This is a genomic window from Bradyrhizobium sp. USDA 3262 (genome assembly GCF_054060035.1).
The window spans coordinates 5916224-5938449 of the sequence record NZ_JBSSCT010000001.1; the positions used below are offsets into that span (position 1 = coordinate 5916224).

The following is a 22226-nucleotide window of genomic DNA, read 5'->3' on the forward strand; positions in this document are numbered from 1 at the left end:
TCAGGAGAGCAGCAGCACCGTTCCCGCGACCATCAGCATCACGCCGGCCAGCATCACCACCGGCCAGCGACTCTTCGGCGGCTGGTATCGCCCCTGCGCGCGCCGTTCGGCGATCAGCGCGGTCTCGTATTCATGGGAGTCCGAGAACAGGCAGGCGAAACCGCTGCGCGCCGAAACCGCATCGGCTTCGAGCGACATCAGGGCTGACTGCGGATTACGGGTGCGGATCGACTCCATGCCCGAAAGCATGGGATTGAATGGTTAACCACTCGTTACCACGCTCACACCCGGACGCTCGCCGGCTTTTGCCGCGCCGAAGCCGGCAGGCCCGCGGTCTTGCGCCGCCAGTTCTCCAGCGAGAGCGGCAGTTCCTCCGCCGCCTCGACGCGGTTGCGGCCGCCGCGCTTGGCCTGGTAGAGCGCAGTGTCGGCCGAGGCCAACAGCACCTCGAGCTCGGTGCCGGCGGGACCGCCGGCGACGCCGATGCTGACCGTGGTGTCGACCGCGCCTTCCTCGCAGGTGATGTTGCTGTTCTCGAAGGCTTCGCGCACGCGCTCGGCGACCAGCACACCTTCCTCCAGCGAGCACGGCAGCAGCGCCGCGAATTCCTCGCCGCCGATCCGGCCCGACAGATCGCTGATCCTGAGACTGTTGACCACCACCGCGGAGAACAGTTTCAGGATCTCGTCGCCCGCGGGATGGCCGAACCGGTCGTTGATCGACTTGAAGTGATCGATGTCGAAGATCATCACGGTGACCGGCCGGCCGGCAACGGACTCGCGCTCGATCACCCGCGCGCAGGCCTCGGTGAAGCCGCGGCGGTTGAGCATGCCGCTCAAGGGATCGATCGACGCAGCCGTCTTATGCACGGCCACCGCACGGTCCGACACCATCATGAAGATCACGAACACCGTGCCGATCGCGTACAGCACGAGTTCGATCGAAAACAGCGTGACCCAAAAGCTGGAGACGAAATTCTGGCCGTTCAATCGCAGCAGGTCGCCGACCAGGATCGGCAGCATCAGGACGCAGCCGTGCGCGACCGGGATGACGATCGCAAGCCAGCGCCGCTGCATCGCGCGGCGGCGCTCGCTCCACAGTTCGGAGGCGGTCAGCGCGGCGTAGATCGCGACGATCCCGGCGCCGATCGTCAGGCGCATCGCGGGATCCTCAACCGTCGTCACCGCCCCGATCCATGCGATCGGGCCGAGCACGAGGCCCAGCAAATTGGCCTTGCGGCCGTGGAAAATGCGCGCGGCATTCCAGACCAGGCCGCAGGCGGCGAAGCCGATCGCATTGAGGCCCAGCAGAACCATCGGATCGAGCGTCGAACTGCCGACCGTCCAGACCGCGACCGAGGCCGCGCCGAGCAGATAGGCGGTGCCCCACCATTTCAGCGCGGAAATGTTCTCCTGCCTGCCGAACAACCAGAGCATGGCGCCGAGCATGCCCGCGACCATGGTGGCGAACAGATAAAGTGTCGATGGATCGAACGACATAAACTCACCCCAGCCCGGTGTGATGCAACGTTCGCAGGCGCAAATAAATACGGTGATGCAGCGCCATTGCGAGCCCGCAAGCTAGAAGGTGCGAGTTCCAATTTCGTTTGCACGCACACGCAAGTTTTCATGAAAAACTGCGCTAATTCGCGCCGAAGCATGGCCGGTCGGACGCAGCAAAAAGGGCGCCTCGCGGCGCCCTCTGCAACTCGATGCTTGCGGCAATTGCCGCGAATTTTAGAACTCGAATTAGCGCTTCGAGAACTGGAAGGACTTGCGGGCCTTCGCCTTGCCGTACTTCTTGCGCTCGACCGAGCGGCTGTCGCGGGTCAGGAAGCCGCCCTTCTTGAGGACGCCGCGCAGCTCGGGCTCGAAGTTGGTCAGCGCCTTCGAGATGCCGTGCCGAACAGCACCGGCCTGGCCGGAGAGACCGCCGCCGGCGACGGTGCAGATCACGTCGTACTGGCCGTTACGGGCCGCAGCGACCAGCGGCTGCTGGATCATCATGCGCAGCACCGGGCGGGCGAAGTAGACTTCGAACTCGCGGGTGTTGACCGAGATCTTGCCGGAGCCCGGCTTGACCCAGACGCGGGCGACCGCGTCCTTGCGCTTGCCGGTGGCGTAGGCGCGATTGTATTTGTCGACCTTCTTGACGTATTTCGGCGCGTCGGGCGCGGCCGGCTTGACCTGCGAGAGCTGGTCGAGGGACTGCAACGTATCGGACATTATGCGGCCCTCGTGTTCTTGCGATTCAGGGAAGCGATATCGACCTTCTCGGGGCTCTGCGCTTCATGCGGATGATCGGCACCCGGATAGACGCGCAGATTGCCCATCTGCATGCGGCCGAGCGGACCGCGCGGGATCATGCGCTCGATCGCCTTCTCGACGACGCGCTCGGGGAAGCGCCCCTCGAGGATCTGCTTCGCGGTGCGCTCCTTGATGCCACCGATGAAGCCGGTGTGCTTGTAGTAGGTCTTCTGGTCGCGCTTGCGACCGGTCAGCACCACATGCGCGGCGTTGACGATGATGACGTTGTCGCCGCAATCGACATGCGGCGTGTAGGTGGGCAGGTGTTTGCCGCGCAGGCGCATCGCGACGAGCGTGGCGAGACGACCGACGACCAGACCCTTGGCGTCGATCACGACCCACTTCTTCGTCACTTCGGCGGGCTTGGCCGAGAACGTGCTCATGTGTGAAATCCGTGAAAAGGAAATCGGCGCCGTATGCGCCGAACTGGGCAGCTTTCTAGAGAAGCCGCGATCGCGCGTCAACGCCGGCGCGCTCAAATTACATCAGCAAAAACAACGGCTTGCAAATATGGTGTAATAATACCGCAGAAAAGTCTATTGATTTGGAATGGAATAGGTCGCCGTGACATGGGCAATGGGATCGGGAGACGAGCCGGACAGCAGGTTGACCTCGCCGACCGCGAGCCGCTTGCCGAGCTTGAGCAGCCTCGCCACCGCAAGTACGTCCTGCCCCGGCTGGCCCTTGCGCAGGAAATTGACGTTGAGGTTGGTAGTCACGGCAAGGCCGACCGGCCCGATCGCCGACAGCAGCACCACGTACATCGCAAAATCCGCCAGGCCCATCAGGGTCGGCCCGGACACCGTACCGCCCGGCCGCAGCATGCGCTCGCTGAAGCGCTGGCGCAGCAGGGCCGTCTCGCCGTCAGCGCTTTCGATCCGGACATCGTCGTGGACGAAAGCCTGCGGGAATTCCCTCCGCAGGAACTCCTCCACGTCAGCCACGCTCATTTTCGCTGTCGCCATGCCGTCCCTGCCCTCGCTTCAGCCTGCCTGTTACATTAAGTTGTCACAGAGACCAAAGTGGAATTTTCAGCATGTCCGCCCAAGCCGCCCGCGCCGAAGCGCCGCAACGCCAGCCGATCCTGCTGCGTGAGACCATCGGCAGTATCGCGCTACTGACGCTCAATCGGCCCGGAGCGCGCAACAGCCTCTCCGAGGGCCTGATCGCCGAGTTGCACGCCGCGCTGAACGATGTCGGCGGCGACAAGCGCATCCGCGCCGTCGTGCTCGCCGCCAACGGCCCGGCGTTCTGCGCCGGCCACGACCTCAAGGAGCTTACCGCGCGCCGCAGCGATGCCGACCGCGGCCGCGCCTATTTCGCGCAAATCATGAACGCCTGCAGCGCGATGATGCAGGCCATCGTGCGCCTGCCGAAGCCGGTGGTCGCATCCGTCCAGGGCATCGCCACCGCGGCCGGCTGCCAGCTCGTCGCAAGTTGCGACCTCGCGGTCGCCTCCGACGCGGCGGCGTTCGCGACGCCGGGCGTCGACATCGGGCTGTTCTGCTCGACACCGATGGTGGCGCTGTCGCGCAACGTGCCGCGCAAGCAGGCGATGGAGATGCTGCTGACCGGAGAGCCGGTCTCGGCGGCAACGGCGCAGAGCATCGGCCTCGTCAACCGCGTGGTATCCGCGGGCACCGAACGCGACGCCGCGATCGCGCTGGCCGAGAAGGTCGCGCTGAAATCGGCCTACACCGTCAAGCTCGGCAAGGAAGCGTTCTATCGCCAGGCCGAGATGACCCTCGCCGACGCCTATCGCTTCGCCGCCGAGGTGATGACCGAAAACATGATGGCGCGTGACGCCGAGGAAGGCATCGGCGCCTTCATCGAGAAGCGCGATCCGAAGTGGCAGGACAAGTGACGACCTGAGGTCGTCATTCCGGGATGGTGCGTTAGCACCAGACCCGGAATCTCGAGATTCCGGGTTCTCGCTGCGCGAGCCCCGGAATGACAAACCCGGAAGAAAAATGAATCACGACGCCTACGACGACAATTACATCCGCAGCATTCTGAACAACGTCAAGACGATCGCGATGGTCGGCGCGTCGCCGGTCAATGTGCGGCCGAGCTATTTCGCCTTCAAATATCTGGCGCAGCGCGGCTACGACATGATCCCGGTCAACCCCGGCCATGTCGGCAAGGCGCTGATGGGCAAGCCGTTCGTCGCCTCGCTTGCGGACATCGATCGGCCGATCGACATGATCGACATCTTCCGCAATTCAAGCCACATCATGCCCGTGGTCGAGGAGGCGCTGAAATTGTCGACGCCGCCGAAGGTGATCTGGATGCAGCTTGGCGCGCGCGACGACGCCGCGGCCGAGAAGGCGGAAGCCGCAGGCCTCAAGGTGGTGATGAACCGCTGCCCGAAGATCGAGTATGGTCGGCTGTCGTCGGAGATCTCCTGGATGGGCGTCAACTCGCGCACGCTGAGTTCTAAGCGTGCGCCGATCCCGACGCAGGGCATGCGGCTGTCGCTCAATCGCACGAGCTTCGGCGGCGGACAGACCGCGGCATCCGACCGCGCGGCAAAGAACAAGACCGAGACGACCTGACATCGCGGCGGAATAATCGTTGCGATCATCCGGTATAGCGCGGGATGCCCCTCCAAAAACCGGCGGCGTGCCCAACTCGCTTGACGGCGGGCGCCGCCGCCATCAGCATGCCGCGCGTTTCGACCAGGCCACAACAGGATACAAAGAATGACCGATCGCCTTCCGGGATTTTCCACCCTCGCCGTGCACGCCGGCGCGCAGCCTGATCCCACCACCGGCGCGCGGGCGACGCCGATCTACCAGACCACGTCATTCGTCTTCAACGACGCCGACCACGCGGCCTCGCTGTTCGGCCTGCAGGCATTCGGCAACATCTATACCCGCATCGGCAACCCGACCAATGCCGTGCTCGAGGAACGTGTCGCAGCCCTCGAAGGCGGCACCGCGGCGCTCGCCGTCGCTTCCGGTCACGCAGCGCAGGTCGTCGTGCTGCAGCAGCTATTGAAGCCCGGCGATGAGATCATCGCGGCACGCAAGCTCTATGGCGGCTCGATCAACCAGTTCACCCACGCCTTCAAGGCGTTCGGCTGGAATGTGGCCTGGGCCGACCCCGATGAGATCGAAAGCTTCGAGCGCGCGGTGACGCCGCACACCAAGGCGATCTTCATCGAGTCGATCGCCAACCCGGCCGGCAGCATCACCGATATCGAGGCGATCGCGGCCGTTGCGCGCAAGGCCGGCGTGCCACTGATCGTCGACAACACGCTGGCCTCGCCCTATCTGATCAAGCCGATCGATCACGGCGCCGACATCGTCGTGCACTCCCTGACCAAGTTCCTCGGCGGTCACGGCAACTCACTCGGCGGCATCATCGTCGATGCCGGCACCTTCGACTGGTCGAAGGACAACAAATATCCGATGCTGAGCGAGCCGCGCCCGGAATATCACGGCATCCGGCTCCAGGAGACCTTCGGCAACTTCGCCTTCGCGATCGCCTGCCGCGTGCTCGGCCTGCGCGACCTCGGCCCCGCGCTGTCGCCGTTCAACGCCTTCATGATCCTGACCGGCATCGAGACGCTGCCGCTGCGCATGCAGAAGCACTGCGACAACGCCAAGGCGGTGGCGGAATTCCTCTCCACCCACCCCGCGGTCTCAGCGGTGAATTATGCCGGCCTGCCCGGCGACAGGTACAACGCGCTGCAGCGCAAATATGCGCCGAAGGGCGCCGGCGCGGTGTTCACCTTCAGCCTCAAGGGCGGCTACGACGCCGGCGTCAATCTGGTGTCGAACCTGAAGCTGTTCTCGCATCTCGCCAATGTCGGCGACACCCGCTCGCTGGTGATCCATCCGGCCTCCACCACCCACAGCCAGCTCGACGACGCCGCCAAGGTGAGGTCTGGCGCGGCGCCCGAGGTGGTGCGGCTTTCGATCGGCATCGAGGACAAGGAAGACCTGATCGCCGACCTCGACCAGGCCCTGCGCGCCTGATCCCGCAATTGTTCCGGAGCGGTGCGCCGCATCGCTCCGGCAACTTGCCCAAAGCGACCGGCCTCCCGTTAACGCTTAATACGGACGGGCCTCTCGTTAACGTTCAATCCGGCTTAAAGTGGCAGTGATAGGCTCCGGATGATTCGGGAGACCATTGATGCTGCGCTGGACATTGCCGCTCGCGATCGCATTGTTTGCGACCCCGCCTGCTGACGCCGCCGACGGCCCGGCCGTCGCCAAGAGCGCGACCGTCAAGGCCGCGCGCCAGCTGCCGGCGGGCCTGCCGCGGCAGCATTACGCCTACCGCACCACCATCACACCGCCGACCTATGTCCGACGCGGACGCCAGCTCGTGGTCGTCGAGCCCGTGGTGATCCCGCTCAATTCCGAGCCATATATCCCGTTCGTGCCGGGCGAACCGCTCCTGCCGGGGTCGTCGTCACTGCCCGGCTATTACGGCAACTGGCACTCCTACAACTATTTCGGCCCGTACTACGGCGGCGCCTATGTGACCTATTGGGACCGCCTGCCCTACGCCTGCGGCGTCTACGGCTACTGCTAGCGCGGACCGATCGCGTGGCCAGATCGCCGAAGAAATCCAGCGCAACGGCCTCGGGGAACGCGGTGACCGCCGATCTCGTCGCGGTGCTGGTCGCCGTCACCGAGGGCACGCCGAAGATCATGACCATCGCCGGCGGCTCCGCGCTGCCGAGCGGCCCGTTCGAGTTCACCCATCGCTCGCTGCAGACCGCGCTGCGGGCCTGGGTCGAAGCGCAGACCGGCCACCCGCTCGGCTATGTCGAGCAGCTCTACACCTTTGCCGACCGCGGCCGCTCCGGCGACACCAAGGTGCCGCACAGCGTCTCGATCAGCTATCTCGGCCTGACCCGCGAGGATCGTGTCGGCGAAGGCTTCGAGGCGCACTGGTCCGGCTGGTACGACTACTTCCCCTGGGAGGATCATCGCGCCGGCGCGCCGGCCTTCCTGGCCAAGACGATCGCGCCGAAGCTCAAAACGTGGGCGAAGGCCGCGCCGTCACCAACGCTGCAACGCGAGCGCTGGCAGCGCTGCGCCATCACCTTTGGCCTCGATGATCGCGACTGGAACGAGGAGCTGGTGCTGCAGCGCTATGAGCTGCTCTACGAGGCCGCTCTGATCCCGGAAGCCGGGCGCGGGCATGGCCGCGAGGCGCCGGTCGTGCCGGGCAAGCCCATGACGGCGGATCACCGCCGCATTGTCGCGACCGGGATCGCGCGGCTGCGCGCCAAGATCAAATACCGTCCGGTGGTATTCGAGCTGATGCCGGCCGAGTTCACCCTGCTGCAACTGCAACGCAGTGTTGAGGCACTCGCAGGCCGGCTGGTCCACAAGCAGAACTTCCGCCGGCTGATCGAGCAGCAGGAACTCGTTGAAGAGACTGGCGCAATGGCCGCCGATACCGTCGGCCGGCCGGCCAAGCTATTCCGCTTCCGCCATGCCGTGCTGGCCGAGCGGGCCGTCGCCGGCACCAAGCTTCCGCTTTCGCGCACTTGACACGCCTTATGCTCAGGATAAGTATAAGCCATCTTATGCTCACGGAGAGTATAAATGGTTGCACTCGATACCGATCTGCTTACCCGCACCGCGCCGCTCTATGAGCGCGTCAAGCGCGTCATCCCGCCGTTCGAATGGGCCACGTTCGCCGAGGACGTCGATGCGATCCTCGCGCTGAAACGCCGCCGCAATGCGGTGGTGCTGGCGCACAATTACCAGACGCCGGAGATCTTCCATGGCGTCGCCGATATCGTCGGCGACAGCCTGTTGCTCGCACGCGAAGCAACCAAGGTCGACGCCGATGTCATCGTGCTCGCCGGCGTGCATTTCATGGCCGAGACGGCGAAGCTGCTCAATCCGGCCAAGACCGTGCTGATCCCCGACCTCAAGGCCGGCTGCTCGCTGGCGGATTCCATCACGGCGCAGGACGTGCGGCTGATGCGGGCGCGCTACCCGGACGCACCGGTCGTCGCCTACGTCAACACCTCGACCGCGGTGAAGGCCGAGTCCGACATCTGCTGCACGTCAGGCAATGCGCTGAAGGTGGTTGAATCGCTCGGCGCCGAGCGCGTCATCATGCTCCCTGATGAGTATCTGGCGCAGAACATCGCCAAGCAAACCAGCAAGAAGATCATCGCCTGGAAGGGTCATTGCGAGGTGCACGAGCTGTTCACCGCCGATGACGTGCGACAGCTGCGCGAGGATCATCCCGATGTCACCATCCTGGCGCATCCGGAATGCCCGCCCGAGGTGGTCGCCGAAGCGGACTTTGCAGGGTCGACGGCTGCGATGCAGTCGTTCGTCGAGACCAAACGTCCGCCGCGCGTCGTGCTGCTGACGGAATGCTCGATGAGCGACAACATCGCGGCACGAAACCCCGATGTCGACTTCGTCCGCCCCTGCAATCTCTGTCCGCATATGAAGCGGATCACGCTGAAGAACATCCGCCACGCGCTGGAGACCAACCAGCACGAGGTCACGATCGACCCTGCGATCGCCGATCGCGCGCGCAAGAGCGTCGAAAGGATGCTGGCGATATGAGCACTGATATCTCCGATCTCAACGGCCGCCCGGTGATCATCGGCGGCGGCGCCGCCGGGCTGATGACCGCGCTTCAGCTCGCGCCCGAGCCGGTCGTCCTGCTGTCGAAATCGCCGCTCGGCGCGGAGGCTTCCAGCATGTGGGCACAGGGCGGCCTTGCCGCGCCGGTCGGCGCCGATGACAGCCCTGCCCTGCATCTCGCCGATACGCTCGCGGCCGGCGCCGGCCTTTGCGACGCGGCCGCCGCGAGCCGGATCGTCCACGCCGCGCCCGCCGCCGTCGAACAGCTGGCGAGGCTCGGCGTCGCCTTCGACCGGCACGCCGACGGCAGCTGGCGCCTCGGGCTCGAGGCCGCACACCGCCGCAACCGCATCGTGCACGCCACCGGCGACGGCACCGGCCGCGAGATCATGCGCGCGCTGATCGCGGCGGTCCGACAGACGCCGTCGATCACGCTGCTGGAAGGCGTCGAGGCGCGCCGGCTGATCGTCGAGGACAATGCGGTCAGGGGCGTGCTTGCAGCCAGCCCAAGTGGCGCGTTGACGATCGCGACCAACCGCGTCGTGATCGCGACCGGCGGCATCGGCGGGCTGTTCGCCGACAGCACCAATCCCGGCGGATGTTTCGGCCAGGGGCTCGCGCTCGCGGCACATGCCGGCGCAAAGCTGTCGGACGTCGAGTTCGTCCAGTTTCATCCGACCGCGTTCGACGGGCCGTCGCGGCCGATGCCGCTGCTGACCGAGGCGATCCGCGGTGACGGCGCGGTCCTGATCGACGAGACCGGCCGGCGCTTCATGGCCGATCAGCCCGGCGCCGAGCTGGCGCCACGCGACATCGTCGCGCGCGCCGTGTGGCGCCACCGCGCCGCGGGGCATCGCACCTTCCTCGACGCGCGCCAACATCCGGGCGCGGAGTTTGCGCAGCGCTATCCCGTGATCAGCGCGTTCTGCAAGATGGCCGGCATCGATCCCGCCCATGATCCGATCCCGATCCGGCCGGCGGTTCACTACCACATGGGCGGCATCGCGGTTGACGGTTTTGGCCGCAGCACGGTGCAGGGCCTGTGGGCCTGCGGCGAGGCCGCGCGCACCGGGTTGCACGGCGCCAACCGGCTCGCCAGCAACTCGCTGATGGAAGCGATCGTCTGCGCGCGCTGGGTCGCCGAAAGCATCGAAAGCGTCAGCGCAGGCCCGCGGGCAATGCTGCGCGACGACGCCATGCCGCCGGCTTCCGATCCCGCCGCCGTGCGACCGATCCTCACCCAGGGGCTCGGCGTGCTGCGCGACCGCGACGGCATCGCACGCGCGATCCGCAGCCTCTATCCGCTCGCGCGCGGCCAGAGTGGAGCATCCGACGCAGCGCTGGTCGGATTGATGATCGCGGTTGCCGCGATCAGGCGTGAGGAGAGCCGCGGCGGTCATTTCCGAACCGATTTCCCGCACACCGCCCTGTCTGCGGCGCCCTCTTCCCTCACCCGTGCGGAAGCGCTCGCCGCCGCGCACGACATCGTTGAATCCGAGCTACCAGCCAGGAGTGCCCGCTCATGACCCTCAATCCCCTGTTGCCGCTTCTATACGAACCGATCGTGCAGACCGCCTTGCGCGAGGACCTCGGCCGCGCCGGCGACATCACGGCGGACGCGATCGTGCCGGCCGGCCAGCAGGCCCGGCTGGTGATGCGGGCGCGGCAGCCCGGCGTAGTCGCCGGGCTCGATGTTGCGCGGTCAGTCTTCCAGACGGTGTCGCCGGCCATCGAGCTGCACGCCGAGCGGCCCGACGGCAGCGCGGTCGAGCCCGACCAGGTGATTGCGATCATCGACGGCCCGGCGCGCAGCCTGCTCACCGCGGAGCGCACCGCGCTCAACTTCCTCTGCCATCTCAGCGGCGTCGCGACCGCAACCGCCACGCTCGTCAAGGCCGTCGCCGGCACCCGCGCGCAGATTGTTTGCATCCGCAAGACCACGCCGGGACTACGGGCGCTGGAGAAATACGCGGTGCGCGCCGGCGGCGGCCGCAATCACCGCTTCGGGCTCGACGACGCCATGCTGATCAAGGACAACCACATCGCGCTCGCCGGCGGCATCCGCACCGCGATCGAACGCGCCAAGGCCAATGCCGGCCATCTGGTCAAGATCGAGGTCGAGGTCGACACGCTGTCGCAGCTCGAGGAGGCGCTGGCGCTGGGCGTCGACGCTGTCCTGCTCGACAATATGACGACCGAGCAGCTCACCCAGGCGGTGGCGATGGCGCGCGGCAAGGCGATCACCGAAGCCTCGGGCCGCATCACGGCGGCGACCGCGGCAGCGATTGCCGCCACCGGCGTCGATTTGATCTCGGTCGGCTGGGTCACCCACAGCTCGGCCGCGCTCGATATCGGGCTCGACTATTTGTCCTGATCGATCAAAGAGGTTGATGAATCAACCGGGTTGATGGATCAACCGGGCTGGCCGACCGGAACGAGGGTCGGCTGGTCCCGTTCGGTCCGGCGCGCCGCGAAGCGCTCGGCCTGCAGCACCGCGAGCGTCAGCACGACGATGGCAACGGCCTGGTGCGTCAGCGCCAGATCGATCGGCACCTGATGCAGCAGCGTCAGGATGCCGAGCGTCGCCTGCAGCGTGATCGCCGCGACCAGCCACCAGGCGCCCGAGATCACCGCGCCGCCGGCGCGCGCGCGCATGGCATCGATCGCATGCGCGATCGCCAGCGCGAACAGCAGATAGGCGGTCATGCGATGTTCGAACTGCACCGTCAGCGTGTTGTCGAACAGATTGCGCCACCACGGCGTCTCGAACCAGAGACGGTCAGCCGACGGGATGAAGCCGCCGTCGATGTCGGGCCAGGTATTATAAACCCTGCCCGCGCGCAGCCCCGCGACCAGCGCGCCGAAATAGAGCTGCACGAAGGTCAGCACGAGCAGCACCGCGCTCGTGATCTTCAGCCTGAGCGGCGCGATCACGGAAGGACGGTCCGTCAGGCGCCGCAGCGTCCAGACGATCGCCGCGAAGATGAGGAGCGCCAGCACCAGATGCGTCGCCAGCCGATACTGCGACACCTCGACGCGTTCCGAGAGGCCGGACGCGACCATCCACCAGCCGACGCCGCCCTGCAGCGCGCCGAGGCCGAAAATTACCCACAGCCGCCGGCCGAGCTCGCCGCTCACCGCGCCGCGCCACAGGAAATACAGGAACGGCAGCAGATAGGCCGCGCCGATCACGCGGCCAAGCAGCCGGTGGCTCCACTCCCACCAGAAGATCGTCTTGAAGTCCGCGAGCGTCATCCCGGCGTTGAGCTCGCGATATTGCGGGATCCTCTTGTAGCCCTCGAAGGCCTGGGTCCACTGCGCCTCGGTCAGCGGCGGCAGCGTGCCGGTCACCGGCTTCCATTCGACGATCGACAGGCCGGACTCGGTCAGCCGCGTGGCGCCGCCGACCAAGACCATCAGCGCGATCAGGGCGGCGACCGCGACCAGCCATACCCTGACGGCGCGGAGCTGCGATGTCTTTGCGGAATTACCGGCCATTTCGCCCTGACTTGATTGGATTTTCGGGCCCCTTATAGTCCGCCGCGCCCGCAGCGCAAGATCACGAGTTACCCATATCAGCCATGGCCATACGCACCCGCAAACTGCTCGGAACCATTTTCCTGCTCATCTTGGTGGTGGTGTGGTCGCTGCTCGGCATGACGGTCGCGCAGACGCCGTGGCTCGCCAATTCCGGATTGTTGCAGGCGATCTTCTACGTCGTCGCGGGCCTCGGCTGGGTGCTGCCGGCAATGCCGATCGTCGCCTGGATGTCGCGGCCCGATCGCGTCTAAGTAACGTTCTGGTCGCGCGCGCTGCGCGTCGGCCGCACCGGCGCGAACATCACGCCCGACAGCAGCACCCGCATCATCCGCAATGAGCGCACGCGGCCGTCCCATGCGATCCGCGGCAGCGCGTGCAGATTAGTGCGGCCCTGCGCCTCGACGACCCCGGAGATGGTCGACACCGCGCTGGCAAAGCCGGCCTCCTCGGCCATCACGACATGCGGACGACCGAACGCTTCGCGGTCCCCGAAGGGGAATGCGAAATGCCCGACCGGCCGCCGCAGCGCGCTCTCGGCCACCGCCTTGCCCATCGCCATCTCGCGCTGCGCGTCGGCATCCCTGAGGCTCGACAGAGCGGAATAGTTCACCGTGGCGCTGCCGAACGTCACGTTCGGATCGGCGGCAAGCTGCGCCAGATCCTGCCAGTCGAGTGACGCATTGCGTGACAATTGGGCCGCGTCGGCCGAATAGCGCCTGGCGAGATCATTGAGCGCGTAGGACAGGTCCGACGGCGGCAGCTTGCGCAGCCAGCCGGACAGGAAATCGAACAGCTCGTATTTGTCCGACGGCGTCGAGATCGCAAAGTGCTGCTCCCTGCCGTCGACCATCATGCTGATGCGGCTCTCGCGGGCGATGATGTCCTCGAGCGCCAGCCACCACGCGACGCCCACGCCGTCCGGGAAAGCCGTCGGCAAATACAGGGTGAAGGGGACGCCGTGCCTGGCGAGCACCGGCCAGGCATGCGTGACGATGTCCTTGCTGGCGCCGTCAAAGGTCAGGCAGGCAAAGCGTCGGCGCTCCGGCAAAGTCACCGCGCGGCGGCAAGCCTCGTCGATCCCGACGATGTCATACCGCCAGCGCTTCAGCGCGCGGATCGTGCGATCGAGGAAAGCCGGCGTGATCTCCTCGGACTTCAGCGGCTGAAACCGGCCGCGTCGCGCGGGACGAACGCGGGCGAACCGCAGGATCACGCCGGCGCCGCCGGTCTCGCGTTCCCGCAGCCTGAACGCGCCACTGAAATACGCGAGCTCCATTCGGGCCCGTCGTAAAATCCCGCTGTCCGGCGCCAAGGTCCCTCTACCCGTCCCTGCCTGGCGGTTCCCGCACGCCGCCGCGGCATTGTTCTTACTCTTTGTTGACATTTCCCTGCGAAGGTCGGCCCCAGCCGAGAACTGTAAATTAATACCTAAAAATTTCGAGTTCCGAGATGACCATGGCGGCGGCAATCGAAGGCCAGACGGCTGAGGCGAGAGCGTGGCCGAACGCAATCCGCGTCGCCGGCGTCGACATCTTTCATGACCTCACCGCGGCCGAGGCCACCTGGCGCGGCTTCGAGACATCGCAGCACAGCTACACGCCCTATCAGCGGTTCGACTTCCTCGCCGGTTGGCAGCGCCAGGTCGGCGAGCGCGAGGGCCTGCGGCCCTTCATCGTCGTCGCTCATGACAGCGAACGCCGGCCGCTGCTGCTGCTGCCGCTCGCAATCGAGTCCCGCCTCGGCGCGAACTGCGCGAGCTTCATGGGCGGCAAGCATACGACCTTCAACATGGCGCTGTGCGCGAAGGATTTCGCCGCCAACGCGACGGAAGCCGACATCGCGGCTCTGATCGGATCGATCGCCGAACGCTCCCGCGCCGATGCGCTCGTGCTCTGCCAGCAGCCGCTGCGCTGGCAGGACCTCCCGAATCCGCTGGCGCTGCTGCTGCATCAGCCTTCGGTCAACGATTGCCCGGTGCTGGCGATCGAGCCCGGCGCGGCACCGGCGACGCTGGTCAGCAACTCGTTCCGCCGCCGCCTCAAGGGCAAGGAGCGCAAGCTGCAGGCGCTGCCCGGCTACCGCTATTACGTCGCGAGCGAGAGCGTCGATGTCTGCCGCCTGCTCGACTGGTTCTTCCGCGTCAAGCCGCAGCGCATGGCCGAGCAGAAGCTGCCGAACGTGTTCGCCGAGCCGGGTATCGAGCAATTTGTTCGTGCCGCCTGCCTCGCGCCGCGCGCCGACGGCAACGGCTATGCGATCGACATCCACGCGCTGGAGTGCGACGAGGAAGTGATCGCGATCTTCGCCGGCGTGTCCGACGGCCATCGCTTCTCGATGATGTTCAACACCTACACGATGTCGGCCAATTCCAAGTTCAGCCCCGGCCTGATCCTGATGCGCGATATCATCGATCGCCACGCCGGCCTGAACTACCGCGCTCTCGATCTCGGCATCGGCTCGGACGAGTACAAGCGGCTGTTCTGCAAGGACGATGAAGCCGTCGTCGACAGCTTCGTTCCGCTCAGCCTGCGCGGCAAGCCGGCGGCCAGCGCGCTGTCGGCCATCAATCGCGCCAAGCGCGCCGTGAAGCAAAATCCGGCGCTGTTCGAGATTGCGCAAAACCTGCGCAGCATGTTCCGCTGAGCATTCAGCTCGCCGCGTCGCCCTGCTCTGCGCCGCCGCCCGGTACGCCGAGCCGTTTCATCGCGTCGAACAGCAGTGCCGCGGCGGGTGACAGCGCACGCTTGCGCAGCTTGATCAGGCCGTAATTCTCCAACAACAGCCTGTCGCGCAGGCGCAGCACCTTGAACCGCTGCGGATCGACCAGATCGAACACCAGCATGGGGACCGGCACGATCGCGTCGATGCCCGCGGCAATTCCGACCGAGGCGAAAAACGACTCGGTGTTGATGACCCGGCGCGGCGGCGTCACGCCGCGGCTCATGAACAGCCTCTCAAGCGCCTGGCGCATGAAGGATTCGCGCGGCTGGCAGATCCATTGCTGGTCGACCATGTCCTCCAGCTCGACCGTCCCGCGGCCGGCCAACGGATGCTCCGCACGGACGAGCAGCACCGCCTCCTCCGCGCCGATCTCATAATAGTCGAATTGCCGGGGATCGATGCCGGCGGGAATCCTGGCGACGACGAAATCGAACTCGAGCGCCAGCAGTCGCGTGATCAATGGCGGGCTGGTGCTGACATCGAGCGAGATATTCACCCGATGCAGCTTCTCGCCGAGATACTGGATGACGTCGACGACGAGGTCGATGCTGGGCTTGGCGACTGTTCCAACCGAGACGGTGCCGAGCTCACCGGACTTATAGCCCGCGAACTCGTCGGTGACCTGGTCGAGATCGGCCAGCACGCTCTTGCCGCCACGGATCAGGATCGACCCATAGGCCGTCGGTTCGACGCCGCGCGCCGTGCGCTCGAACAAGGGAACCCGCGCCAGCGCCTCGATTTCGGCGAGCATCTTCGATGCCGCGGATTGGGTGATGTTCAACCGCTCGGCAGCGAGCTGCAACTTGCGCTCATTGTCGAGAGCGACCAGCAGGCGCAGCTGGCGCAGTTTCAGATTATTGATCACGGCCCGCCACCATCCTGCCCGGCAAGAGCCTGTTCCGTTCCGATTAGACCGGAACAGGGCTCCAGATTCTGCTTTGAGGCGTATTCTTGGCGCGAACGAGCAGCCACTTCGCTGGAAAACGCTCCAGGGTTCCCGCGTTTATACCGCGGTGCATCATGACAGTTTCGCCGTGGCTCCATTCCCAAATGCCATTAGTCACGCGGCAGTCGATTACACAACAATGAACAGGACTTGCAAGAGCAACGCAACGAACCGCTGCGGGTGCGCCAGGTGCCGCCCCGAACAGCGCGGTGATCGCCTGCCGATTCGAAAAACAGGAAGGGATGGGAACGATGAGCGACGATGTCGAGAAGCGCGCGATCGGAAAGATGATGCGGCGGCTGATTCCGTTCCTCATCCTGTGTTACTTCGTGGCCTATCTCGATCGCGTCAATGTCGGCTTCGCCAAGCTGCACATGAACGCGGCGCTCGGCCTCAGCGAGGCCGCCTACGGGCTCGGCGCCGGTCTGTTCTTCATTGGCTACTTCTTCTTCGAGGTGCCCTCCAACATCCTTCTGGAGCGGTTCGGTGCTCGGCGCTGGATCGCCCGCATCATGATCAGCTGGGGCATCGTCTCGGCCGCATTTGCCTTCATCCCGCAGATGTCCGCGGCGAGCGGCCTGTCGAGCGAGTGGATCTTCTACTTCCTGCGGCTTCTGCTCGGCGCCTGCGAAGCCGGCTTCTTCCCCGGCATCATCTTCTATCTGACGCTCTGGTTCCCGTCGGTGTACCGCGCGCGCGTCATCAGCCTGTTCATGCTGGCGATCCCGATCTCGAGCATCATCGGGGCGCCGATCTCGGGATTGCTGCTCAACCTGTCGGGCGCCGGCCTGACCGGATGGCAGTGGCTGTTCGTCTGCGAGGCATTGCCGTCGGTCCTGGTCGGCTTCGCTGTCCTGACCTTCCTTCCCGACTTTCCGCGCCAGGCGAGCTGGCTGCAGCCCGACGAGGTCAAGTGGATCCAGACCACGCTTGAGCGCGAGCGGCAGCAAACCGAGGCCGTGGAGCATATTTCCGTTCTGCAGTCGCTCACCGACTCGCGGGTCCTTGCCTGCGCCTTCGTGTATTTCTGCCTCAACGCGGCAAGCTACGGCGTCGCATTCTTCCTGCCCACCATCATCAAGGCGTTTGGCGTCACCGACACCCAGACCGGCTTGATCGCGGCCCTGCCCTTCGTGTTCGGCGCGGTCGGCATGGTGCTGCTCGGCCGCCATTCCGACAAGACCGGCGAGCGGCGATACCATGTCGCCGGCGCACTGACGCTCGCCGCCGTCGGCATCGGCCTTGCCGGGCTGATGTCGAATCCGGTGCTGATCGTCGCCCTGCTCTGCCTTGCGCAGATCGGCGTGTCGGCGGTGCCGCCGATGTTCTGGCCGATGCCGGCCGGCATCCTGACCGGCGCCTCGGCGGCGGCAGGCATTGCCGCGATCAACTCGCTGGGCAACCTGTCAGGCTTCGCCGGCCCGTTCGCCGTCGGCTACCTGAAGGACCTGACCGGCAGCTTCACGGCGGGGCTGCTGCTGCTCGCCGTGATGGGACTGATCGGCGCGCTCGTCACGATCAGGCTGCGGATCGATCCGGTGCTCGAGCGAACCGCGCGCGAGCCGATGATGGCGCACTAGGCATCGGGCGCCCGCACCGGAAGGGAACGGCGCTCGTAATGCCCGTCACTTGCCAGCGGCCGCCTTGCTTGCGGCCGCCTTGGCGACCTCGCGGATGCAGGCGATGAATGTCTCGGCGGTCGGGCCCAAGGTGCGGCCTTTCAACGTGACGATCGCGGCCGAGACGGCGGCCGCGCGCGGAAGCTGAACCGGAAGCACCTTCAGGCCGAGATCGCCGCCGGCAAACCGCGCGACCGAGCCCGGCAGCACGGTGATGAAGCGGCCGGCCGCGGCGAGCCGGCAGCACAAATGAAGCGACAGCGTCGTGATCGGTGCGCTTGGCATCCGCATTCCGGTTTCGCAAAACATCTCCGCCACCGCGGAGCCCGGAAAGGTGTCCGGCGGAGGCAACACCCAGCGCTCGTCTGCGAGGTCGGCCAATTCAAGCCTGGATGCGCGCGCCCATTTGCTTCGCCTTCCCGCGACCACGACGCGCCGATCATCGAGCAAGGGCTCGACCGCCAGGTCCGTCTCGTCAAACGGCGTCGGCGTCCATCCAAGCAGCAGATCGATGTTGCGCTCGCGCAGTTCGCGGTAACGCAGATCGCTGAGAACGGTCTGCGCGACATTGATGCGGATGCCGGGATGCTGCTGCGTGAAGCGGTCGATCGCCACCGGAAGCATGCCCGCTGCGATGCTCTCCGTACTGCCGATGCGCAACTCTCCGATGCTCGGATCAGCCAGAAACTCGAGTTCCTGCAAGCCCTGGGTAAGCTCGTCGAAGATCGAGACCCCGCGTCGCACCAGAGCATGGCCATAGGCCGTCAGTTCGATGCCGTTACGGCAACGATCGAACAGCCGAAGTCCGAGCGCGTGCTCCATGTCGCTGACCGCCCGCGAGATGGCCGGCTGCGACACCGCGAGCTCCGCGGCAGCCTTCGCCATGCTGCCGCGCTGCGCGATGACGAGCAGGATGTGCAGGTCGCGCAGCTTGATCCGGCGTCGGGCACGCTCGATGTCCTGCATCAGCGATCCTTACCAAAACGGTTATGGACGCCTCAGACACTAGCATTGGACGTTTATCCCCGCCTCACGCATCCTCCGCGTGCGATGACGCAGATCGTCGCGCCCCGGACGGCGCGGCTCGACGACCATGGAGGCATGCATGTTGACCCGTCGCGACGTCCTGACCGCGTCAGCGGCCGGTGCCGCGCTCGCCGCCGCGGGCCTGGTCCGGCCAGTCGCCGCGCAGCCCCGCCTGAAGACCGCCCATATCCTGACCGGCTACACACCCGGATTGCCGGACGCCGTCGCAAGGCTCGTTGCCGGGCAGATGAAGGACTATGCGGACACCATCGTCGTCGAGACCCGGCCCGGCGCGAGCGGCCGGATTGCGATCGAGGCCGTGAAGAACGCCGAGGCCGATGGATCGGTCATGCTGCTCGCGCCGCTTGGGTTCATCGCGCTGTTTCCGCACACCTACAAATCGCTCGCATATGTACCGCAGGACTTCACGCCGGTATCGACCGTCGGCTCATTCGCGACGCTGCTGGCGGTCGGCCCGAAAGTCCCGAACGACGTCAGGAGCCTCGCCGATTTCGTCGCCTGGTGCCGCGCCAACCCGACGCAGGCGACTTATGGCACACCGGGCGTCGGCACCACGCTGCATTTCATCGGCGCGATGCTCGGCCGGACCGCGGGCTTCGACTATCTCCACGTGCCCTATCAAGGCAGAGGGGCGGTCCAGGATCTGCTGAAGGGCGAGATCGCGTCGGCGGTGATGCCGATCGACAGCCTGCTGGGCCAGGTCCAGTCCGGACAGCTTCGCGCTCTGGCGACGACCGGTCGCGGCCGTCTCAAATCTCTCCCCGATGTGCCGACGGCGGCGGAAGCCGGTTACCCCGCGCTCCAGGACGTGACCTGGTTCGGCATCTTCCTGCCGGCGAAGACGCCCGCGGCCGTCGTCGCGCAACTCAACAGCGCAATCCAGGCGTCACTGCGCACCGACGAGGTCAAGTCCGGTATGGCCAAACTGTCGGTCGACGTCGACGCCATCGCGATGAATGATTTTGCCCGACTGCTCGTCACCGAATCCGATCGCTGGAAAGGGATCGTGCGGGCGACCGGATTTACCCCGACGGGCTGACGGTGGCCGTCAGGCGGCCACCACCCGCGGGCCCCTCGCGACCGCTTCCGACGCCGCGCAGGGTTTGCTCAGCATCGTCACTTCGGCGAAGCCGACCGCCCTGAGTTGCTCGACCATCGAGTGGCGGGCATCCTGCGCCATGGCGGCGTCCGGCACGACGACCGCCTGCGCCTTCGCGGTCAGCAGTTCGGCCGGCAGGTCGACGGCCGAACCGGCGTCGAGCAGCACGTGATCGTAGACCCTGAGCAGCGCGTCGATCGCAAGTGCGAGCCGCGGCGACTGCAGATGCGAGCGATCGAAGCCCGGACGCCCGGCGCTGACGATCTGAACACGCGACTGCCGATCCTTGGTGATGATCTGCGCGAAGGTCGCCTCGCCCTGCATCAATTCGGCAAGTCCGGGCGCGGCGGGATCGACGGTCGCCGACGTCAGTACCAGCGAGGACGCGACGAGATCGATGACGACGACCTTGGCCTGGCGCGCCATCAGACGCGCCAGCGTCAGAGCGGTCAGCGTAACGCTCTCAGCCGCGGCCGGGCCGAGCACCGTGACCTTGTGGGCGGCGGGACCGGCGGCGACGAGGCGCTCGGCGAGCTCATCGATCTCGTCGGCGGTCTGGGCGGACGCAGGCTGCGGCTCGCTGGGCGCAGGTTCATAGGCAGCCGCAGGCTCCAGCGGCAGTTCGGGCTCCACCGCCGGCCTCGGCGCGACCGGCGATGCGAGCGCGGGTTCAGGCGGCAGGGCCGGCGCGGGCTGGTCGGCCGTTGCGGCATCCATGACCGGCTCGCGGCGCCTGATCACGGCGGCCGCCGGCGCGAAGGCGCGGCCAACCGCACCGGGCGCGGAGATACGCAGCAGCTCGCCGGTGATGATGATGCCGGACGACAGCAGCAGCGTCGCCAACGTCGCGATCAGCACGATCGGCAGCTTCTTCGGATAGGCCGGCGTATTCGAAACCGACGCGCGCGAGATGATACGGCCGTCGGTCGGCGCGGCCTCGATGTTCTCGCGCGCCGTCGCCTCGCGATATTTGGCGAGATAGGCCTCCAGCAGGTCGCGCTGCGCCTTGGCTTCACGCTCCAGCCCGCGCAGTTGCACGTCCTGGCTATTGCTCGACGACGCCTGCTTCTTCGACTGGTCGAGGCTCGCCTGCAACGCCATGACACGGCCATCGGCAACGCGGGCGTCATTGTCCAGCGAGCGCGACACTTTGCCGGCTTCCTCGCGCAATTGCCGGTCGAGATCGGCGATCTGCGCCTTCAATTCCTTGATGCGCGGATGGTTGTCGAGCAGCGTCGAGGACTGCTCGGCAAGCTGCGCGCGCAGCGTGCCGCGCTGTTCGGCGAGCCGACGGATCAGCTCGGAATTGAGCACCTCCGACGCCTCGATCGGCTTGCCGCCCTGGAGCATCTCCCGGATCAGCCGCGCCTTGGTCTCGGCATCCGCCTTCAGCGCGCGGGCATTGTTGAGCTGCGTGTTCAGCTCACCCATCTGCTGGTTCGACAGCGGGATGTTGTTGGTGCCGACGAACAGGCTCGACTTCGAGCGGAATTCCTCGACGCGCGAATCCGCATCTGCGACCTTGGTGCGCAGCTTGTCGATCTCGCCGAGCAGCCATGTGCTGGCGGACTTGGCCTGGTCCTGCCGCGCGGCCTGCTGCAGCACGAGATAGCCGTCCGCGATCGAGTTGGCGACGCGCGCCGCGAGCTCGGGATCCTCGGACTGGAACTCGATCACCATGACGCGCGACTTGTCGACCGCAAAAGCCTGGAAGCGCTCGTAATAGGAATCAAGTACCCGCTCTTCCGGCGTCAGGCTGAACGGGTCACGGCCGATGCCGAACAGCGCCAGCAGCGACTTCAACGGCGAAAAGCCCCGCAGCACCGGATCGAACTCCGGACGCTCGGCCAGCTTGTTCTTCTTGATGATGTCGCGTGCGAGATCGCGCGACAGCAACAGCTGCACCTGGCTCGTCACCGCTTCGGCATCGAGCGAGGTGCGCTCCAGGTCGCGCTCGCCGTTCGGACGCAGGAAGGCGTTCTCGCGATTGTCGATCAGGATTCGCGCTTCCGACTTGTAGCGCGGCGTCACGACATTGACCGCGGCAAGCGACAGCGCAAATACGAGCACGGTCGGCACGATGATCCAGCCGCGCTTGCGTGCCAGCGCGCGGCCGAGCACGTGCAGGTCGAGATCGGCCGCCTCCGCCGGACGCGCCGGCTTGTCAGGCGCAGGCTTGTCAGAAGCAAGCTTGGGCGCAGCCGGCTTCACGACAGCTTCGTCGGCGACGGGCGCAGACTTCGGCAACGCCCGTTGCACGACGGCCTTATCCTTGCCTCTACGCCAAAATGCAAAACGCATAACGAACTCCCGCGGCCGCCGCGACTCCATCGCAATGGGGCGATTACAGTCCATTAAGGTTGCCGCTGG

Annotated in this window: 23 protein-coding genes; 13 read left to right on the forward strand and 10 right to left on the reverse strand. The window is 66.1% G+C overall.

Annotation, left to right across the window (positions count from 1 at the left end; genetic code table 11):
• The 4 genes from ACVWYP_RS27720 to rplM all read right to left on the reverse strand — a co-directional run bounded on the left by ACVWYP_RS27720 (window position 1) and on the right by rplM (window position 2689).
• The gene (locus tag ACVWYP_RS27720; RefSeq protein ID WP_304495581.1) at window positions 1-237 is read right to left on the reverse strand and encodes a hypothetical protein; all 237 of its coding nucleotides are present in this window, start codon (window positions 235-237) and stop codon (window positions 1-3) included.
• Window positions 238-281: 44 nt separating this feature from the next.
• Window positions 282-1499, reverse strand: coding sequence for a GGDEF domain-containing protein (locus tag ACVWYP_RS27725; RefSeq protein WP_137477797.1), 1218 nt, complete (start codon window positions 1497-1499; stop codon window positions 282-284).
• Window positions 1500-1748: 249 nt separating this feature from the next.
• Window positions 1749-2225 carry a 30S ribosomal protein S9 gene (gene rpsI, locus ACVWYP_RS27730; RefSeq protein ID WP_028333930.1) on the reverse strand — a complete coding sequence of 159 codons (477 nt, stop codon included), beginning with the start codon at window positions 2223-2225 and terminating at the stop codon, window positions 1749-1751.
• Window positions 2225-2689 carry a 50S ribosomal protein L13 gene (gene rplM, locus ACVWYP_RS27735; RefSeq protein WP_016840522.1) on the reverse strand — a complete coding sequence of 155 codons (465 nt, stop codon included), beginning with the start codon at window positions 2687-2689 and terminating at the stop codon, window positions 2225-2227. The genes rpsI and rplM overlap by 1 nt, the downstream gene beginning before the upstream one ends.
• On the opposite strand from rplM, the gene ACVWYP_RS27740 reads away from it, so the two are divergent.
• Window positions 2688-2825 (forward strand): hypothetical protein, encoded by a 138-nt coding sequence (locus ACVWYP_RS27740; protein ID WP_304495582.1) that lies wholly within the window; start codon window positions 2688-2690, stop codon window positions 2823-2825. The genes rplM and ACVWYP_RS27740 overlap by 2 nt on opposite strands.
• A 17-nt stretch (window positions 2826-2842) precedes the next feature.
• Here ACVWYP_RS27740 and ACVWYP_RS27745 read toward each other — a convergent pair whose 3' ends face one another.
• Window positions 2843-3271, reverse strand: a complete 429-nt coding sequence (locus ACVWYP_RS27745) for a PaaI family thioesterase (RefSeq protein ID WP_304495583.1) — start codon at window positions 3269-3271, stop codon at window positions 2843-2845.
• Window positions 3272-3342: 71 nt separating this feature from the next.
• Between ACVWYP_RS27745 and ACVWYP_RS27750 the strand changes: the two genes are divergently transcribed.
• From ACVWYP_RS27750 to nadC, 8 genes are all read left to right on the forward strand, one after another.
• Complete coding sequence (locus ACVWYP_RS27750) at window positions 3343-4170, forward strand: enoyl-CoA hydratase (RefSeq protein WP_304495584.1); 828 nt, start codon at window positions 3343-3345, stop codon at window positions 4168-4170.
• Between the two features lie 106 nt (window positions 4171-4276).
• Window positions 4277-4861, forward strand: a complete 585-nt coding sequence (locus ACVWYP_RS27755; protein ID WP_028340179.1) for a CoA-binding protein — start codon at window positions 4277-4279, stop codon at window positions 4859-4861.
• Window positions 4862-5008: 147 nt separating this feature from the next.
• Window positions 5009-6289: an O-acetylhomoserine aminocarboxypropyltransferase gene (locus ACVWYP_RS27760; RefSeq protein ID WP_304495585.1), complete on the forward strand. Its 1281-nt coding sequence runs from the start codon at window positions 5009-5011 to the stop codon at window positions 6287-6289.
• 157 nt (window positions 6290-6446) lie between these two features.
• Window positions 6447-6851 carry a hypothetical protein gene (locus ACVWYP_RS27765; protein WP_304495586.1) on the forward strand — a complete coding sequence of 135 codons (405 nt, stop codon included), beginning with the start codon at window positions 6447-6449 and terminating at the stop codon, window positions 6849-6851.
• Between the two features lie 14 nt (window positions 6852-6865).
• Window positions 6866-7822, forward strand: a complete 957-nt coding sequence (locus tag ACVWYP_RS27770; protein ID WP_304495587.1) for an NUDIX hydrolase — start codon at window positions 6866-6868, stop codon at window positions 7820-7822.
• Window positions 7823-7876: 54 nt separating this feature from the next.
• On the forward strand, window positions 7877-8863 hold the full coding sequence (nadA, locus tag ACVWYP_RS27775; protein WP_304495588.1) for a quinolinate synthase NadA: 987 nt from the start codon (window positions 7877-7879) through the stop codon (window positions 8861-8863).
• Window positions 8860-10410, forward strand: coding sequence for an L-aspartate oxidase (locus ACVWYP_RS27780; RefSeq protein WP_304495589.1), 1551 nt, complete (start codon window positions 8860-8862; stop codon window positions 10408-10410). Before nadA ends, ACVWYP_RS27780 begins: the two co-directional genes overlap by 4 nt.
• Window positions 10407-11258, forward strand: a complete 852-nt coding sequence (nadC, locus tag ACVWYP_RS27785; protein WP_304495590.1) for a carboxylating nicotinate-nucleotide diphosphorylase — start codon at window positions 10407-10409, stop codon at window positions 11256-11258. Before ACVWYP_RS27780 ends, nadC begins: the two co-directional genes overlap by 4 nt.
• A gap of 38 nt (window positions 11259-11296) precedes the next feature.
• Here nadC and ACVWYP_RS27790 read toward each other — a convergent pair whose 3' ends face one another.
• Window positions 11297-12382, reverse strand: coding sequence for a COX15/CtaA family protein (locus ACVWYP_RS27790; protein WP_304495591.1), 1086 nt, complete (start codon window positions 12380-12382; stop codon window positions 11297-11299).
• Between the two features lie 83 nt (window positions 12383-12465).
• On the opposite strand from ACVWYP_RS27790, the gene ACVWYP_RS27795 reads away from it, so the two are divergent.
• Complete coding sequence (locus ACVWYP_RS27795; RefSeq protein ID WP_074128835.1) at window positions 12466-12675, forward strand: DUF2842 domain-containing protein; 210 nt, start codon at window positions 12466-12468, stop codon at window positions 12673-12675.
• Here ACVWYP_RS27795 and ACVWYP_RS27800 read toward each other — a convergent pair.
• Window positions 12672-13700, reverse strand: coding sequence for a polysaccharide deacetylase family protein (locus ACVWYP_RS27800; protein ID WP_304495592.1), 1029 nt, complete (start codon window positions 13698-13700; stop codon window positions 12672-12674). The genes ACVWYP_RS27795 and ACVWYP_RS27800 overlap by 4 nt on opposite strands.
• A gap of 173 nt (window positions 13701-13873) precedes the next feature.
• Between ACVWYP_RS27800 and ACVWYP_RS27805 the strand changes: the two genes are divergently transcribed.
• The gene (locus ACVWYP_RS27805; protein WP_304495593.1) at window positions 13874-15067 is read left to right on the forward strand and encodes a GNAT family N-acetyltransferase; all 1194 of its coding nucleotides are present in this window, start codon (window positions 13874-13876) and stop codon (window positions 15065-15067) included.
• A 4-nt stretch (window positions 15068-15071) separates the two neighbouring features.
• Here ACVWYP_RS27805 and ACVWYP_RS27810 read toward each other — a convergent pair whose 3' ends face one another.
• Window positions 15072-16010, reverse strand: coding sequence for a LysR family transcriptional regulator (locus ACVWYP_RS27810; protein WP_304495594.1), 939 nt, complete (start codon window positions 16008-16010; stop codon window positions 15072-15074).
• A gap of 323 nt (window positions 16011-16333) precedes the next feature.
• On the opposite strand from ACVWYP_RS27810, the gene ACVWYP_RS27815 reads away from it, so the two are divergent.
• Window positions 16334-17671, forward strand: coding sequence for an MFS transporter (locus ACVWYP_RS27815; protein ID WP_212059053.1), 1338 nt, complete (start codon window positions 16334-16336; stop codon window positions 17669-17671).
• A gap of 45 nt (window positions 17672-17716) precedes the next feature.
• On the opposite strand, the gene ACVWYP_RS27820 is transcribed toward ACVWYP_RS27815, so the two are convergent.
• Window positions 17717-18676, reverse strand: a complete 960-nt coding sequence (locus tag ACVWYP_RS27820; protein WP_304495595.1) for a LysR family transcriptional regulator — start codon at window positions 18674-18676, stop codon at window positions 17717-17719.
• 139 nt (window positions 18677-18815) lie between these two features.
• Between ACVWYP_RS27820 and ACVWYP_RS27825 the strand changes: the two genes are divergently transcribed.
• Window positions 18816-19796 carry a tripartite tricarboxylate transporter substrate-binding protein gene (locus ACVWYP_RS27825; RefSeq protein WP_304495596.1) on the forward strand — a complete coding sequence of 327 codons (981 nt, stop codon included), beginning with the start codon at window positions 18816-18818 and terminating at the stop codon, window positions 19794-19796.
• A gap of 9 nt (window positions 19797-19805) precedes the next feature.
• On the opposite strand, the gene ACVWYP_RS27830 is transcribed toward ACVWYP_RS27825, so the two are convergent.
• Window positions 19806-22157: a GumC family protein gene (locus tag ACVWYP_RS27830; RefSeq protein ID WP_304495597.1), complete on the reverse strand. Its 2352-nt coding sequence runs from the start codon at window positions 22155-22157 to the stop codon at window positions 19806-19808.
• Window positions 22158-22226: the final 69 nt, after the last annotated feature.

What these genes read in the sequence shown, in the direction of transcription:
- ACVWYP_RS27720 (WP_304495581.1), bottom strand. Translation starts at nt 237, where the DNA reads ATGGAGTCGATCCGCACCCGTAATCCGCAGTCAGCCCTGATGTCGCTC.
- ACVWYP_RS27725 (WP_137477797.1), bottom strand. Translation starts at nt 1,499, where the DNA reads ATGTCGTTCGATCCATCGACACTTTATCTGTTCGCCACCATGGTCGCG.
- rpsI (WP_028333930.1), bottom strand. Translation starts at nt 2,225, where the DNA reads ATGTCCGATACGTTGCAGTCCCTCGACCAGCTCTCGCAGGTCAAGCCG.
- ACVWYP_RS27740 (WP_304495582.1), top strand. Translation starts at nt 2,688, where the DNA reads ATGTGTGAAATCCGTGAAAAGGAAATCGGCGCCGTATGCGCCGAACTG.
- rplM (WP_016840522.1), bottom strand. Translation starts at nt 2,689, where the DNA reads ATGAGCACGTTCTCGGCCAAGCCCGCCGAAGTGACGAAGAAGTGGGTC.
- ACVWYP_RS27745 (WP_304495583.1), bottom strand. Translation starts at nt 3,271, where the DNA reads ATGGCGACAGCGAAAATGAGCGTGGCTGACGTGGAGGAGTTCCTGCGG.
- ACVWYP_RS27750 (WP_304495584.1), top strand. Translation starts at nt 3,343, where the DNA reads ATGTCCGCCCAAGCCGCCCGCGCCGAAGCGCCGCAACGCCAGCCGATC.
- ACVWYP_RS27755 (WP_028340179.1), top strand. Translation starts at nt 4,277, where the DNA reads ATGAATCACGACGCCTACGACGACAATTACATCCGCAGCATTCTGAAC.
- ACVWYP_RS27760 (WP_304495585.1), top strand. Translation starts at nt 5,009, where the DNA reads ATGACCGATCGCCTTCCGGGATTTTCCACCCTCGCCGTGCACGCCGGC.
- ACVWYP_RS27765 (WP_304495586.1), top strand. Translation starts at nt 6,447, where the DNA reads ATGCTGCGCTGGACATTGCCGCTCGCGATCGCATTGTTTGCGACCCCG.
- nadA (WP_304495588.1), top strand. Translation starts at nt 7,877, where the DNA reads ATGGTTGCACTCGATACCGATCTGCTTACCCGCACCGCGCCGCTCTAT.
- ACVWYP_RS27780 (WP_304495589.1), top strand. Translation starts at nt 8,860, where the DNA reads ATGAGCACTGATATCTCCGATCTCAACGGCCGCCCGGTGATCATCGGC.
- nadC (WP_304495590.1), top strand. Translation starts at nt 10,407, where the DNA reads ATGACCCTCAATCCCCTGTTGCCGCTTCTATACGAACCGATCGTGCAG.
- ACVWYP_RS27790 (WP_304495591.1), bottom strand. Translation starts at nt 12,382, where the DNA reads ATGGCCGGTAATTCCGCAAAGACATCGCAGCTCCGCGCCGTCAGGGTA.
- ACVWYP_RS27795 (WP_074128835.1), top strand. Translation starts at nt 12,466, where the DNA reads ATGGCCATACGCACCCGCAAACTGCTCGGAACCATTTTCCTGCTCATC.
- ACVWYP_RS27800 (WP_304495592.1), bottom strand. Translation starts at nt 13,700, where the DNA reads ATGGAGCTCGCGTATTTCAGTGGCGCGTTCAGGCTGCGGGAACGCGAG.
- ACVWYP_RS27805 (WP_304495593.1), top strand. Translation starts at nt 13,874, where the DNA reads ATGACCATGGCGGCGGCAATCGAAGGCCAGACGGCTGAGGCGAGAGCG.
- ACVWYP_RS27815 (WP_212059053.1), top strand. Translation starts at nt 16,334, where the DNA reads ATGGGAACGATGAGCGACGATGTCGAGAAGCGCGCGATCGGAAAGATG.
- ACVWYP_RS27820 (WP_304495595.1), bottom strand. Translation starts at nt 18,676, where the DNA reads ATGCAGGACATCGAGCGTGCCCGACGCCGGATCAAGCTGCGCGACCTG.
- ACVWYP_RS27825 (WP_304495596.1), top strand. Translation starts at nt 18,816, where the DNA reads ATGTTGACCCGTCGCGACGTCCTGACCGCGTCAGCGGCCGGTGCCGCG.
- ACVWYP_RS27830 (WP_304495597.1), bottom strand. Translation starts at nt 22,157, where the DNA reads ATGCGTTTTGCATTTTGGCGTAGAGGCAAGGATAAGGCCGTCGTGCAA.